A 13,844-nucleotide genomic window follows, 5' to 3' on the forward strand; every position below is an offset into this window, starting at 1 on the left:
GCCTCTTGAGGCTTAGCCTTGCGCGAGACAAAGGCGCTCAGCTCGGGTCGCGATGAAGCGCTCGCACGCCGCAGCGCGCCACGGACTGTAGGGACAGAGAAAAGCCCGCCTCTCATCGCGGTGAGCGCTAATGCGCAGCGCGATGGAGGCGGGCTAGGGACCTAGAGCCTAGAGAAGAAGGCCGGTTAGGCAGGGAGATTATTCATCGTCTTCTGCGGCCTTGTCCTCGGTTTTCTTCTGTGCAAAGTTCTTGAGCTCGGCGCGGCGCTCTTCGCGGAGGGCTGCCTGCTCTGCAAGGTATTCATCCGATGCGTTGATGGTGTACCACTCGTGGAGGTACGGGTCATCGTTTTCAATTTCAGCCCCGGCACCGTGGTTTTCTGGAACGGCAGAAGAGCTGAATACGAAGTCGCCATTGTGTTCTTGGAGGCCCAAGTGGGTGCCGCGCTCAATGGCGGCATGGGCATATTTCCTGCGCAGTATTGCAGGATCGCGTGCCAAGTCCTTGCCCCAGGCCACCATGATGCCGATGAGGATGAAGGTAAACGGCAGCGAACTGGAGACCATGATGGATTGCAGGCCGCTCAGGGCATCCTTGCCGGCGATGAGCAGCAGGGACAAGGAAATGCCACCCAGGGCAACGCCCCAAATAACGGAAATCGATGTCGAGGGGATTGGTCGACCTGATTGGGACATGGAGCCCATGACGTTGGTAGCGGAGTCAGCGGCTGTATTGAAGAAGACGACCACAGCGAGGAGGACGATGACCGTGGTGATGCTGGATAGCGGCAGCGATCTCATGAGATCGAACATCACATTCTCGCCGGAACCTTCAATCTCGATTCCGTCTCCATCCAGGTGGGTCTTGATTGCGGTGGCACCAAAGATGACGTACCAGAAAAGCGACAGGGTGGTGGGCACGAGCATGATGACGAAGACGAATTCGCGAATGGTGCGCCCGCGGGAAATCTTCGCAATGAACATGCCGACGAAGGGCGACCAGGAAATCCACCACGCCCAGTAGAGCATGGTCCATGCGGTGACGAATTCCTTCTCCGGCTCACCCTGGGAGGCGGAGAGGGACATCATGTCTTCGAAGTGCTTGAAGAACTGCAGCAGGGAGGCGGGAAGCAGGTCCAGAATATAGAGCGTCGGCCCAGTGATGAGCACGAAGACCGCGAGTCCGATGACCAGGCCCATGTTGATATTGGACAGGATGCGGATGCCGCGCTTGATGCCGGACATTGCGGAAAGAATGAAAAGGATGGTGAGGATCGTAATGATCACCACCATGATTCCGTTGCCTTCGAGGGGCTTGCCGGTAAGGATAGAGGTACCCGTACGGATCTGCAGGGCACCGATACCCAGCGAGGTCGCCGTGCCGAAGAGGGTGACCAACACTGCGAAGATATCGACGATCTTTCCAAATACCCGGTTATTCGAATCCGTAATGAGGGGTTCAAATAGCGAGGAAATGAGCGGGATGCGGCCGCGTCGATAAGCAGCATAGGCAAGCGCGCCGCCCACCAGCGCGAAGATCATCCACGGCAACGTAGCGTGGTGCAGAACCGCCTGGGCAAAGGCAGGAAGGATGGCTTCTTGGCTGCCGGATTCGACACCGGAGAGATACGGCGGTGGAGTCAAGAATAGGGCAAGTGGCTCCATCGGGCCGTAGAAGACCAAGCCGATTCCCATACCGGCGGCAAAGAGCATGGCGATCCAGGCGTTCCGGGAGAAATCAGGCTTGGAATCATCGGCGCCGAGCTTAATTTTGCCGGTTGGGGCGATGGCGATTGTCAGCAGGAATGCCGTGGTGGCAATCATGATGATCGTAAAAAGCCATCCAAAGTTTTGGACGACCCATGCCCGCATGGTGCTTCCTGTGTTGGCCAGGTTATCTGGTGCGATGATGGCCCACAGGATAATGCCAACTGTTGATGCCAGCGCCACCGCAAAGACCGTTTTATTGGTCTTGAAATCGGCGCGGGTGTTTTCGACACTTACTCCGGGAATGAGGGCTGGATGAATAGCGCGTTCCCCAGAAGCGGCTTTCGCAATGGCTGATCGTGCCTTTTGCGAGGTAGTTTCAGGTGACTTGTCACCTGAAGATCTAGGTTCGTTCATCGTTGATCCTCTCTAGGGCAAAAGAGTGAAGTATAACCTAGCTAATAATTTCATATAAAAGCCAAAAAGTACGACTTTAAGCAAATTTTGCTTTTCATCACAAGGACATTTTTCGTGATGTTGGTTACCCAACTGGCCTGCTTGCCGATGCCCCAAACATGCGACCCGCGGGACTAACAAGGCATAATTGTCTGCATGACTCGACTATTTGGAACCGATGGAGTTCGCGGCCTCGCGAATAAAAAGCTGACTCCCATTTTGGCCTTGACGCTGGGACAAGCGGCTGCAGAGGTCTTTACTGCGCAGCGCGAATCTTATGAGCGCCGCCCCTTGGCAATCATCGGCCGTGACCCCCGCGTATCGGGCGAAATGCTCGATGCCGCTATCGCCGCCGGCTTGGCGTCGCGCGGCGTGGACGTTGTGCGCGTGGGGGTGCTTCCTACCCCAGCCATCGCCTTTTTGACGGATGATTACGGAGCGGATCTCGGCGTGATGATCTCTGCCTCCCATAATCCGATGCCAGATAATGGCATTAAGTTCTTCTCCGCAGGCGGCAAAAAGCTGCCGGATAGCGTGGAAGATAAGATTCAGGCCGCGATGGATAACCTCGTTGAGGAGGGCCCGACGGGCACCAAGCTGGGCCGCATTATCTCGGAGGCGCCCGATGGCCGTGAGCGCTATCTAGCGCACCTGAAGGAGGTCGTCTCCACTGACTTGAGCGGCATCAAGGTGGTCGTGGATACGGCCAATGGCGCGGCCTCAAAGGTTGCTCCGAGTGCCTATGAAGCAGCAGGCGCTGAGGTCATCCCGATCTACCACCGGCCCAATGCCTTTAATATCAACGAAAATTGTGGTTCCACCCATATCGAAAAAGCCCAGGCAGCGGTGCTCGAGCATGGTGCCGATTTGGGTCTTGCCCACGATGGCGATGCGGACCGCTGCCTCGCCGTCGATGCCGAAGGCAACGTCGTCGATGGCGATCAGATCATGGCCTTGCTCGCGGTAGGGATGAAGGAAGACAATGACCTGCGCTTTAACACGCTCGTGGCCACGGTCATGTCCAATTTGGGCCTGACGCTTGCCATGGAGGAGCAAGGCATTGAGGTCCGCCACGCGGCGGTGGGCGATCGCTATGTGCTCGAAGAGCTCCACCGCGGCGATTTCTCCCTGGGCGGCGAGCAATCCGGGCACGTCGTGCTTCCCGATGACTCCACTACCGGCGATGGCACCCTCACCGGCCTTTCCATCATGGCGCGTATGGCCAAGTCCGGAAAGAGCCTGAAGGAATTGGCCTCCGTGATGACCGTATTGCCGCAGGTGCTCATCAACGTTCCGGTATCCAATAAGGCGGCGATCATGGATTCTGCCGAGGTCAAGCAGGCCATCGTCGAGGCAGAAGAAGAGCTCGGGGAAACCGGCCGCGTCCTGCTCCGACCCTCTGGCACCGAAGAGCTGTTCCGCGTCATGGTGGAAGCTGCAGAAGAGGAACATGCCCGCAAGGTGGCGGGTAGGCTTTCTGCCGTCGTCGCCTCGGTATAGGCAGGAAAATAAGAAGTACCGGGAACCATTTGGTATAAACCCCAGTCCAATGAAGGTGAGCACACTTACCGCATATGGATTTGGGGATTATACCGATGTCTGAGGTTTTTCTTCGCCCCGCAGAGGCGATGTCCGCACTACAACAAGCTATAAGCGCCAACGATGAACAGCGCCAAGCCCACCGGGCCGATGTTCCAGACTTTCCCGTTGCCGCGGCTGGGCGGAATTTTTCCGGCCACGGGGAGCGCATACGCAGCATCCTCGCGCGCATTCATGACAATGGAACGTGGCGCTTAGACAATATCTCTGCCACGGGTCAGGCAGCGCACGATCAGATGCGCGCATTCGCCACGTACGATGCCGACTTTAGCCGCTCCTTTGCAGGAGAAAGCGGAAAGGCAGTGGACTAATGAGTACGCTGACTAAGTCGCTTTTAGGGGATTATTCCGCCGCCATTTCGCAGTTCCAATTGGCCTGCCTGGGAAATTACTCCGGCCCCAGCATGCCCTTGGGGCTTCTGAGTGAGCTCATCAGCGCGGTAGATGGAATCGCCCCACAAAACATTCTGCGCCATACCATTTCCGCGGTGGGCGGCAATCTCCCGCACAGTGGTGGAAAGGGGCTTGCGGATTTTCTGCGCACGGATGATTCCGAAGTCGCCCATGGCACCTTGCGCGAGCACCTGACCGGCATTCAAAAAGACTTTGATATCCACCGCGATGAAGGCAAGCAGCTTACTGACTCTGCCAAGCAATGCTCGGGCGCTATTTCCGATGTCGTCGATACCTCCGATACCGCACTCACCGAGCTGATTTCTGCGGTAATCCCACTGCTCAATATCTTGTCCATGGTGGCTACCAGGCACCCGCTGGCCAAGTTCATTATTCCCATCGTTTCCACCATTGGTTCGAAAATTATCGATGACACCAATGACTCCATCGCTAGCACGTGCCGGGACCGCGATGATGCCATTGAATCCTGCTATGACGAGTTTGAGTCGCGCTGCGAATGCGTCTGTGAGCGGCCTCTTCCTGAGGAATGCCCCGAGCCGGCAGAGGCCGAGGAGGATTCCTGCCCACCGCCAGTGGAAAAGTGCCCAGATACGCCAGCTCCCACGCACCCGATGCCCGATGGCGGGGGCGACACCACTTCCAACCCGCCACAGCCAGCGCAGCCGACGCAACCCGCATCTACCGCTGAGTGCCCGCCCAAGCCGGAACCGATGCCAGAGCCGACCCCGGAGCCAAGGCCAGACCCGAAGCCAGACCCGAAGCCGGCACCGCAACCGCAACCCGCGCCCGAGCCGAAACCAGCTCCCGAGCCGCAACCGGAGCCGAAACCAGGACCGGCTCCGAAGCCGGCTCCTGAACCCGCACCTGAGCAGCACCCTTCCGGGTGCCAGTGCCAACAGTGCCGCGGTTTCGTAAACGAGCCGCCTCGACAGAACGAATCCACGACCACTCCGGCGCACGCAGATCCGAATCCTGAGCCGGAACCCAAACCACAAGACTGCCCACCGGAACAGCAACAACCCGCACCGCAGCCTGAACAGGACCCAGTACCTGAGCCTGTACCGGAAGATTCTGAGTGCGAAGAGGAACCAACAACACCGGCTGGTGTAGAAGAAGATGCGGCCTGTGACATCGAGTCCTCCTGCAGCGGAAGCTTGGGAATCGTCGGTGCAGGAATCGCTTTGGTAGGTGTAGGCCTCATCATTGAAGGCGCTGCGGAGTGCCTGGAAAATATCGCCGATGCAGATTGCCCAGAGCCTGAACCGGAACCTGCGCCTGAGCCGGAACCCGAGCCCGCACCGGAGCCTGAACCAGAACCTTGCCCTGAGCAAGAACCAGAACCGGAACCGGAGCCGGAACCGTGCCCAGAACCTGAGCCTCAACCCGAGCCCGCGCCTGAACCCTGCCCGGAAGACGGAACAATTGAGCCACCTCCGGAGCTTTCCCAAGTGGAAGAGCCGGCCCCGCCTCCAGAAAAGGTACAGCACCTGCAGGCAGCGGAAGCCGCTGGAGCTGGAGCACCTGCGCCAGAGCCGCAGCCTCAACCTGAGCCTGCACCAGCACCGGCACCGGAACCTGCGCAGCCACAGGCCCCAGCCCCGCAACCAGCCCCGGCCCCCGAGCCTGCACCAGAGCCAAGCTCAGATGAACCATCCGTGACTGCACGAAAGGCAGGGCAGTGGTAATGAATAACGATTTCGCAGAATTCGCGCAGGGATTTCGCGAGCGCACGGCACGCCGCATGCTGGAATTTGAAAAAAGCCTGGCTAAGGCCCAAGACGAGCTAGAAAAGTCCACAGCCAAGGCCGTGCAGCAGGCCAAAAATGAGCAGCGCGGGGGAAGGGACGGTGATGCGGTGGGGCATCGGCAAGCAGCTGCTGGGACGTGGCGCCGAAATAGTGCTGCCCCAACGCGTGTCAATAACGCATCGGGGCAGGTGAAATCTGTGCTGCGACGTGGATAGGTCTATTTCAGCGGGTTAGCTTTTAGTCATCGCGGGAAATGCCGGCGCGTTCGGCCAGTTCATCGCCGGTCAAGCTTTCTACCTTCTTCGCGCTCGCCTCAGGATCCGCAAAGCCGTCATAGGCGGACTCGCCGGCAAGGGTAGAGAGCAAGAAGCCGGTGACGAGGCCGCGGGCGATTTCGGTGGGGCCGGATTGGAAGGCGCCGGAACCGATGGCCAATTTGCGGAAGCGATCTTCGCTAAAGCCGGCCTGCGTGCCCTTATCGATGGCCCGGTAGGCCACCTGGCCGCGCCAGTTATAGGCCAGCTTGGCGGGGTTTCCGGCATTGAAAATATCATCGCGGCTAGAGCCAATAACCAGGCCCGGCGTATCGAGGCTGCGGGCAGCCTCAACGGCGGAAGGGGCGGTCACGGCAGGATAAATAGCCGCGACGGCCTTGACCTTCGGGTTATCAACCGCGCTCAAAACCGCGGTGCCGCCGCCCATGCCGTGGCCAATCATGCCGAGCTTGCCCGGCGATACGGTGATATTGCCGGTTCCGAGCTTTACCCCAGCGGCGATCTGCAACGCAGATTCCATGTCTGCAGACAGGTTGCGGTGATCGGGGAACATGCCGGTCTCAGAATTGGGGGCGACCACGACGATGCCCCAGCTGGCGAGGTGGCGCAGCGTGGCGTGGTAATCCTTGATTTTGTGCATCCAATCGTGGCCAAAGGCGACGGCGGGCAGGCCTTGGCCTTCCGCAGGGGTATAAACCTTGCCGGTAATACCCGCATAATCGAGGTCGCCAACCAGCACGCGGTTGCGGCCACGCTTCGATAACGTTCCTAAGTGTTTATTCAAATTCGCAGACACGCATTCTAGGATAGATGAAGATCACCCCGTGCTGGTGGCAAGGGGTGGCGAGTGGCACATGCGGGGGATTCGCGGAGGCCAAAAGGGGTGCGCGGTGCCGAAGTTATATGGGTTGCCTTACTTGCGCGGCGGCGAGAAGGCGGGCGAAAATGTGCACTAGGTAACATTCTCTATGCTTCTCTGGGAAGGCAGGTCGCCGCATATGACTACCGGCACCCTTAAGATCGACCAATTATTTCCGCAGGATGGGCCGAAGGTAAAGACCGGCATCATCGACCGGGTGGCCTATGCCTCCGATGCCTCGCACTACCTCTACACCCCGAAGGCCGTGATTGAAGCGCGCTCGGCAGAACACGTGGCCGCCATATTCAAAGCGGGGCGGCAGCAGGGCATCCCGGTGACCTTGCGCTCGGGCGGTACCTCCTTGGCCGGCCAGGCCTCCGGCGAGGGCTACCTGGTGGATGTGCGCAAGCATTTCCGGGGCATAGAAATCCTCGATGACGGCAAGCGGGTGCGCGTGCAGCCAGGGGCGACCGTGCGCCAGGTCAATGCGCGTTTGGGGCTGCGCAACCGCAAGCTCGGCCCGGACCCGGCCAGCGAAGCGGCCTGCACCATCGGCGGCGTGGTGGCGAATAATTCCTCCGGAATGGCCTGCGGCACCGAGTTCAATACCTATAACACCTTGGAATCGCTGACCTTTGTCTTGCCTTCTGGCACGGTGATCAATACTGCGGACGCGGATGCGGACCGGCAATTCCAGGCGCAGGAACCCGAGCTGGTGGATACGCTGATCCGCCTGCAGCGCCGCGTGCGCGATAACCAGGAATCAGTAGATATCATCCGCCGCCACTTCCAGCTGAAAAATACGATGGGCTACGGGCTTAATTCCTTCCTGGATTTTGATAGTCCAGTCAAGCTTTTTGAGCACCTGTTGGTGGGCTCCGAAGGAACGCTCGCATTTATCGCGGAAGCGGTCTTTCGCACCGTGTCCATCTCTGCCCTCACGACGACCACCGTGGCGGTCTTTAATAATCTCTCCGCCGCTACGAAGGCGTTGCCTTCCCTGGTGGAGACCGGTGCCGCCACCCTGGAGTTGATGGATTCTGCCTCCATTCGCGTGGGCCAAGGCTTTGATAAGGTCCCGCAGGCCATTACCGGCTTCGATGTGGATTCACAGGCCGCGCTGCTCATTGAGTACCAATCCGATGACAAAGAAGAGCTGCGGGAAAAAGAACACAAGGGCTCGTCCCTTTTGCGCGAATTGGACCTGCAATCGCCAGCGGAGTTTTCCGCCGATATTCCCACCCGCACCGCCGCGTGGAACTTCCGCAAGGGCCTGTATGCCCAGGTAGCAGAAGCAAGGCCCTCCGGAACCACGGCGCTCTTGGAAGACGTTGTGGTGCCGGTGGGCGATTTGGCCGATACCTGTTCCTCCTTGCAGGAGCTTTTTACCCGCTATTCTTACGACGATGCGGTCATTTTCGGCCACGCGAAAGACGGCAATATCCACTTCCTTCTAACGGACCGCTTCGAAGGCGATAGCGCCATTGGCCGGTACAACAACTTCAATGAGGAAATGGTGGACTTGGTGCTGTCGGCAGAGGGAAACCTCAAGGCTGAACACGGCACCGGCCGCGCCATGGCCCCGTATGTGCGCCGCCAGTACGGCGATGAGCTCTACGAGGTCATGCAGCTGCTCAAGCGCGCCTGCGATCCCGCCGGGACCATGAACCCGGGTGTGATTCTGGACGATGACCCCGATGCACACATTACAAATATCAAGCTCAACCCCACGGTGGAAGAGGAAATCGACCCGTGCGTTGAGTGCGGCTATTGCGAGCCGGTCTGCCCGTCGAGGGATCTCACCTTGACCCCGCGCCAGCGCATCGTGGTGCGCCGTGCCCGCCAGCGGGCGCAAGAAAGTGGCGATACACACTTGGTTGCAGAACTCGATGAGGCCTATGAGTACATGGGCATCGATACGTGCGCCGTGGATTCCATGTGTTTAACCGCCTGCCCAGTGGGCATTGATACCGGTAAATTCATCAAGAAGCTGCGCCACGAGAATGCCGGGGCCGCAGAAGAAAAGGTTTGGTCTACTGCCGCCAAGAATTGGCAGGTCACCAGCCGTGGTGCAGCAACGGCGCTAACCGGCGCGCACATGTTGCCGGCGCAGTTGGTCACGAAGGTCACCGATATGGCCCGCTCGCTCATCGGCCCCGATACCGTGCCGGGATACCAGCCGGAGCTAGGCAAGGGTGGCAAGTCTCGCGAACGCCTGGCTGGGCGCGTGGGCGATCGTTACGCTCAGACCTCGGGAATCTACCTTCCGGCCTGCGTAAATTCCATGTTCGCTCCGCAGGGCGAGGGTATGGGCGCAACGCAAGCCTTCATTACCGTGTTGGAGCGGGCGGGGATCGCGCTGGAGATCCCCAAGGGTATCGAGAAGCTCTGCTGCGGAACGCCATGGTCCTCAAAGGGCATGCGCAAGGGCCACGACATTATGGAGCAGCGCGTGCGCGAGACCGTCATGGAGGCCACAGATAACGCCCGCCTGCCCGTGATCGTGGATGCGTCCAGCTGTACCGCGGGCTTTCAGGAGATGCTGGAATCCATTGGCATTACCGTCATCGATGCGCTGAGCTTTACCGCCGATACGCTGCTACCGCGCCTCGAGACCACCCAGCCGGTGGATTCTATGACGATTCACCCAACCTGTTCGGCGTTCCAGCTCGGCATGATGGGAGATGTTGAAAAGGTCGCCCGCGCCGCAGCCACGGAGGTGCACGTACCCACCGCCTGGAATTGTTGCGGTTATGCCGGCGACCGCGGCATGCTCCACCCAGAGCTTACGGAGTCCGCCACCCGCGCCGAGGCCGCCCAGGTCACGGAGCTGGGGGCGCAGTATCACGCTTCGACCAACCGCACGTGTGAGCTGGGCATGACCCGCGCCACCGGCGAGGATTACCACCACGTCCTAGAGATGCTGGAGCGCGCCACCCGCTAGCGGTCCGGTAGGGAAGGGGCGCGGCTGCTTGCAGATGCCCCTTTTTCTCCCGCGCCCTCAGCCAGCCGCAGCGCGGGAGGGCTGCTCACCGAGGGTGCGAAAACTAGCGGTGGGCAGGCCAGTTTTCAGTAACTATAAACGGCCCGAATTAGTATGCGGCCATAAATAACAGGCCCTAGTCCAACCCCCGGTTCGTGTTGACCAATGAGGTAGGATTCCTTTTTATGTGTGGAATTGTTGGATATGTTGGTCACGCTAGCGGTGACCGCGAATACTTCGCTCTGGATGTAGTCGTGGAAGGTCTGCACAGACTGGAATACCGCGGCTATGACTCCGCTGGTGTGGCGATGTACGCCGATGGGGAGATTAGCTGGCGGAAGAAGGCGGGCAAGGTTGCTGCCTTGGATGATGAGATCGCAGCTCGTCCGTTGAAGGATTCCGTTTTGGGAATCGGGCACACCCGTTGGGCCACCCACGGTGGTCCGACCGATCTCAATGCACACCCGCACGTCGTTGACGGTGGCAAGCTGGCCGTGGTGCACAACGGCATCATCGAAAACTTCGCGGAGCTGCGCACCGAGCTCTTGAACAAGGGCTACAACTTCGTTTCTGAAACCGATACTGAAGTTGCCGCGGCCTTGCTTGGCGATGTTTTCCACAACGACGCCGCCGGTGACCTCACCAAGGCAATGCAGCTGACCGCCCAGCGCCTCGACGGTGCGTTTACCCTGCTGGCCATTCACGCTGACCAGCCGGATCGCATCGTTGCCGCCCGCCGCGATTCGCCCCTGGTCATCGGCTTGGGCGAAGGCGAGAACTTCTTGGGCTCTGACGTCTCGGGCTTTATTGACTACACCAAGTCCGCAGTGGAAATGGACAATGACCAGGTGGTCACCATCACTGCTGACGATGTGGTCATTACTGACTACGACGGCAACCCCACCGAGGGCAAGTCCTTTGAGATCAAGTGGGATGCGGCCGCCGCTGAAAAGGGTGGCTTTGATTCCTTTATGGAAAAGGAAATCCACGATCAGCCTGCCGCCGTGCGCGATACCCTGTTGGGCCGCTTTGATGAGCAGGGCCAGCTGACCTTGGATGACTTGCGCATCGATGAGTCAGTCTTGAAGTCCATCGATAAGATCATCGTGATCGCCTGCGGCACGGCGGCCTATGCTGGCCATGTGGCGCGCTACGCCATCGAGCACTGGTGCCGCATTCCCACCGAGGTCGAGCTCGCCCACGAGTTCCGCTACCGCGATCCGATCGTCAACGAGAAGACCTTGGTCGTGGCCTTGTCCCAGTCCGGCGAGACCATGGATACCCTGATGGCCGTGCGCCACGCCCGCCAGCAGGGCGCGAAGGTCATCGCCATCTGCAATACGCAGGGCTCGTCCATTCCGCGTGAATCCGATGCGGCGCTCTACACTCACGCGGGTCCCGAAATCGCTGTGGCCTCCACCAAGGCTTTCTTGGCGCAGATTACCGCGACCTACCTGCTGGGCCTGTACCTCGCACAGCTGCGCGGGAATATGTTCTCCGATGAAATTCAGGGGGTTCTGGCCGAGCTGCGCAATATGCCGGACAAGGTGCAAAGCGTCATCGATGAAGAACAGCAGGTAGCCGGCCTGGCCAACTCCATGAAGGATGCAGAATCCGTGCTCTTCCTGGGCCGCCACGTAGGCTTTCCGGTCGCCCTCGAAGGCGCGCTGAAGCTCAAGGAGATCGCCTACCTGCACGCGGAGGGCTTTGCCGCAGGCGAGCTCAAGCACGGCCCGATCGCGTTGATTGAGGAGGGCCAGCCGGTCTTCGTTATCGTGCCGTCCCCGCGCGGGCGCGATTCGCTGCACTCCAAGGTGGTATCCAATATCCAGGAAATCCGCGCCCGCGGTGCCATTACCATCGTGATCGCCGAAGAAGGCGATACCGCGGTAGAGGATTACGCTAACCACGTTATCCGCGTGCCAAAGGCGCCGACGTTGATGCAGCCGCTCCTCGCAACGGTGCCCCTGCAGATCTTTGCCGCGCACGTGGCAAAGTCCAAGGGCTATGACGTTGACCAGCCGCGCAACCTGGCCAAGTCCGTGACCGTGGAATAATCTTCCGGCGGTTCTGACCCCTTTCTCGTCCTTTTTGCACAGGTGGGAGAGGGGTCTTGTGCATATCTGCAGTAAATTCAGCGCGCGGGTGGAAAGTGGCACAATAGTGGCATGCTGAAAACCACAATTGACCTTGCTGCCATCGCGCATAATGTGCGGCTGATTAAGGAGAAGATCGGCCCAGACGTCAAGCTGATGTGCGTGGTGAAGGCGGATGCTTACGGGCACGGGGTAGAAAGGGTCGTGCCCGTGATGCTGGAAGCGGGGGCGGATTCTATTGGCGTCGCCACGCTGACAGAAGCCGTGCAGCTGCGGCGTATGGGTGTGGATTCGCCCATTGCGGCGTGGATCTGGCAGTCGGATCAGGTGCTTGAAGAGGCCCTAGCCTATGGCATCCAGATTGCGGTCAATTCCCCGGCGCAGGCGCAGAAGCTGGTAGAAGCAGAGATTCCCGCCGAAATCTATATCAAGGTTGAAACCGGAATGCACCGCTCCGGGGTGGATAAGGCGGACTGGGACGAGGTCTTTGCGCTGCTGCGGGATGCCCCGCATATCACCGTCCTAGGCCTCATGTCCCACTTTGCCTGCGCGGACGATCCAGACAACGCGCATAATGACGCCCAGGAAGAAGAGTTTCGGCGCGCCCTGAATGCGGCGCGCGCGGCCGGTTTGGAGTGCCCGGTCAATCATTTGGCCAATTCCCCGGCCACGCTCTCGCGCCCGTCGGCGCACTTTGAGCAGGTGCGGGTCGGTGTCGCGTGCTACGGGCTGGAGCCTATTACGGGTCGGGATCATGGTCTGCGGCCGGCAATGACCTGGTCCGGAAATGTCTTCGGGGTCAAGCCAATTGATAAGAATGAGGCCACCAGCTACGGGCGTACTTGGAGCGCGGATAAGCCAGGTTTCCTGGCCACGGTGGATTGTGGCTATGCCGATGGCCTCCCGCGCGCGTTTCAGGGCCATCTCCAGGTTGGCATCGGTGGCCGGCTCTATCCTCAGGTAGGCCGCGTTTGCATGGACCAAATAGTGGTGGATCTAGGAGATAACCCGCACGGTATTGCCCCCGGTGATGAGGTGACCATCTTTGGACAGGGTGGCATGTCTGCCACCGAGCTTGCTGATGCCGTGGGCACCATCAACTATGAAGTGGTGTGCCGACCCACCGGCCGCACCGAACGCGAATATATAGGAGGGGCCGATGCGCAGTAATTTTCCGGAGTCTGGAACCCGCGATCTGGCAACGGTGGAACAGACCCACGCCTGCGGCAAGGAACTGGGCGCAGCGCTGGAAGCTGGCGATGTCGTCATCTTGGATGGCCCATTGGGCGCGGGCAAGACCACCTTCACCCAAGGCATAGCCCAGGGCATGCAGGTCAAGGGCCGGATTACCTCGCCCACGTTTGTCATTGCCCGCGTGCACCGCTCCCGGGTTGGGGGACCGGACTTGGTGCACGTGGATGCGTACCGCCTCTTGGATGAGGGCGGGGCCAATTCCGGCGATCCCCTGGGGGAGCTGGATGCCTTGGACTTGGATACCGAGCTTGCCGATGCCGTCGTCGTCGCCGAATGGGGCGGCGGCCTTATCGAGCAGATTGCGGATTCCTACCTCTTTGTGAGCATCGACCGCGAACCGGCGGAGTTCGCCGGCGCCGATGAGGACGTGCGCCGCGTCAGCTGGTCGTGGCGCCACAATGATTAGCTGGGCCTCATTAATTTGAAGGTATAAGTGATGGATATCTTAGGGCGT

General features: G+C 59.7%; 10 protein-coding genes. 8 read left to right on the plus strand and 2 right to left on the minus strand.

What is annotated here, in order from left to right; translation table 11 throughout:
* Positions 1 to 198: 198 nt before the first annotated feature.
* A complete protein-coding gene (locus HMPREF1267_RS02770) occupies positions 199 to 2,124 on the minus strand; it encodes a BCCT family transporter (RefSeq protein ID WP_023028305.1) in 1,926 nt (641 codons plus the stop codon).
* A 195-nt stretch (positions 2,125 to 2,319) separates the two neighbouring features.
* Here HMPREF1267_RS02770 and glmM point away from each other — a divergent pair, with 195 nt between their 5' ends.
* The 4 genes from glmM to HMPREF1267_RS02790 all read left to right on the plus strand — a co-directional run bounded on the left by glmM (position 2,320) and on the right by HMPREF1267_RS02790 (position 6,138).
* On the plus strand, positions 2,320 to 3,663 hold the full coding sequence (glmM, locus tag HMPREF1267_RS02775; protein ID WP_005277129.1) for a phosphoglucosamine mutase: 1,344 nt from the start codon (positions 2,320 to 2,322) through the stop codon (positions 3,661 to 3,663).
* Positions 3,664 to 3,758: 95 nt separating this feature from the next.
* Positions 3,759 to 4,073, plus strand: a complete 315-nt coding sequence (locus HMPREF1267_RS02780) for a hypothetical protein (RefSeq protein ID WP_034666823.1) — start codon at positions 3,759 to 3,761, stop codon at positions 4,071 to 4,073.
* Complete coding sequence (locus HMPREF1267_RS02785) at positions 4,073 to 5,860, plus strand: hypothetical protein (protein ID WP_023028307.1); 1,788 nt, start codon at positions 4,073 to 4,075, stop codon at positions 5,858 to 5,860. Before HMPREF1267_RS02780 ends, HMPREF1267_RS02785 begins: the two co-directional genes overlap by 1 nt.
* Positions 5,860 to 6,138, plus strand: a complete 279-nt coding sequence (locus tag HMPREF1267_RS02790) for a hypothetical protein (RefSeq protein ID WP_023016768.1) — start codon at positions 5,860 to 5,862, stop codon at positions 6,136 to 6,138. The genes HMPREF1267_RS02785 and HMPREF1267_RS02790 overlap by 1 nt, the downstream gene beginning before the upstream one ends.
* 22 nt (positions 6,139 to 6,160) lie before the next feature.
* Here the strand turns inward: HMPREF1267_RS02790 and HMPREF1267_RS02795 are convergent, their stop codons facing one another.
* A complete protein-coding gene (locus HMPREF1267_RS02795; protein WP_023028308.1) occupies positions 6,161 to 6,994 on the minus strand; it encodes a dienelactone hydrolase family protein in 834 nt (277 codons plus the stop codon).
* A 202-nt stretch (positions 6,995 to 7,196) separates the two neighbouring features.
* Here HMPREF1267_RS02795 and HMPREF1267_RS02800 point away from each other — a divergent pair, with 202 nt between their 5' ends.
* The 4 genes from HMPREF1267_RS02800 to tsaE all read left to right on the plus strand — a co-directional run bounded on the left by HMPREF1267_RS02800 (position 7,197) and on the right by tsaE (position 13,796).
* Entirely contained in the window at positions 7,197 to 10,001 is a 2,805-nt protein-coding gene (locus HMPREF1267_RS02800) for an FAD-binding and (Fe-S)-binding domain-containing protein (protein ID WP_023028309.1), read from the plus strand.
* Positions 10,002 to 10,225: 224 nt separating this feature from the next.
* The gene (gene glmS, locus HMPREF1267_RS02805) at positions 10,226 to 12,097 is read left to right on the plus strand and encodes a glutamine--fructose-6-phosphate transaminase (isomerizing) (RefSeq protein WP_005277153.1); all 1,872 of its coding nucleotides are present in this window, start codon (positions 10,226 to 10,228) and stop codon (positions 12,095 to 12,097) included.
* Between the two features lie 111 nt (positions 12,098 to 12,208).
* Positions 12,209 to 13,306 carry an alanine racemase gene (gene alr, locus HMPREF1267_RS02810; protein WP_023028310.1) on the plus strand — a complete coding sequence of 366 codons (1,098 nt, stop codon included), beginning with the start codon at positions 12,209 to 12,211 and terminating at the stop codon, positions 13,304 to 13,306.
* Entirely contained in the window at positions 13,296 to 13,796 is a 501-nt protein-coding gene (tsaE, locus tag HMPREF1267_RS02815) for a tRNA (adenosine(37)-N6)-threonylcarbamoyltransferase complex ATPase subunit type 1 TsaE (RefSeq protein ID WP_005281371.1), read from the plus strand. The genes alr and tsaE overlap by 11 nt, the downstream gene beginning before the upstream one ends.
* Positions 13,797 to 13,844: the final 48 nt, after the last annotated feature.

This window comes from Corynebacterium sp. KPL1824, assembly GCF_000478095.1.
GTDB classification, from domain to species: domain Bacteria; phylum Actinomycetota; class Actinomycetes; order Mycobacteriales; family Mycobacteriaceae; genus Corynebacterium; species Corynebacterium accolens.

What these genes read in the sequence shown, in the direction of transcription:
- HMPREF1267_RS02770 (WP_023028305.1), bottom strand. Translation starts at nt 2,124, where the DNA reads ATGAACGAACCTAGATCTTCAGGTGACAAGTCACCTGAAACTACCTCG.
- glmM (WP_005277129.1), top strand. Translation starts at nt 2,320, where the DNA reads ATGACTCGACTATTTGGAACCGATGGAGTTCGCGGCCTCGCGAATAAA.
- HMPREF1267_RS02780 (WP_034666823.1), top strand. Translation starts at nt 3,759, where the DNA reads ATGTCTGAGGTTTTTCTTCGCCCCGCAGAGGCGATGTCCGCACTACAA.
- HMPREF1267_RS02785 (WP_023028307.1), top strand. Translation starts at nt 4,073, where the DNA reads ATGAGTACGCTGACTAAGTCGCTTTTAGGGGATTATTCCGCCGCCATT.
- HMPREF1267_RS02790 (WP_023016768.1), top strand. Translation starts at nt 5,860, where the DNA reads ATGAATAACGATTTCGCAGAATTCGCGCAGGGATTTCGCGAGCGCACG.
- HMPREF1267_RS02800 (WP_023028309.1), top strand. Translation starts at nt 7,197, where the DNA reads ATGACTACCGGCACCCTTAAGATCGACCAATTATTTCCGCAGGATGGG.
- glmS (WP_005277153.1), top strand. Translation starts at nt 10,226, where the DNA reads ATGTGTGGAATTGTTGGATATGTTGGTCACGCTAGCGGTGACCGCGAA.
- alr (WP_023028310.1), top strand. Translation starts at nt 12,209, where the DNA reads ATGCTGAAAACCACAATTGACCTTGCTGCCATCGCGCATAATGTGCGG.
- tsaE (WP_005281371.1), top strand. Translation starts at nt 13,296, where the DNA reads ATGCGCAGTAATTTTCCGGAGTCTGGAACCCGCGATCTGGCAACGGTG.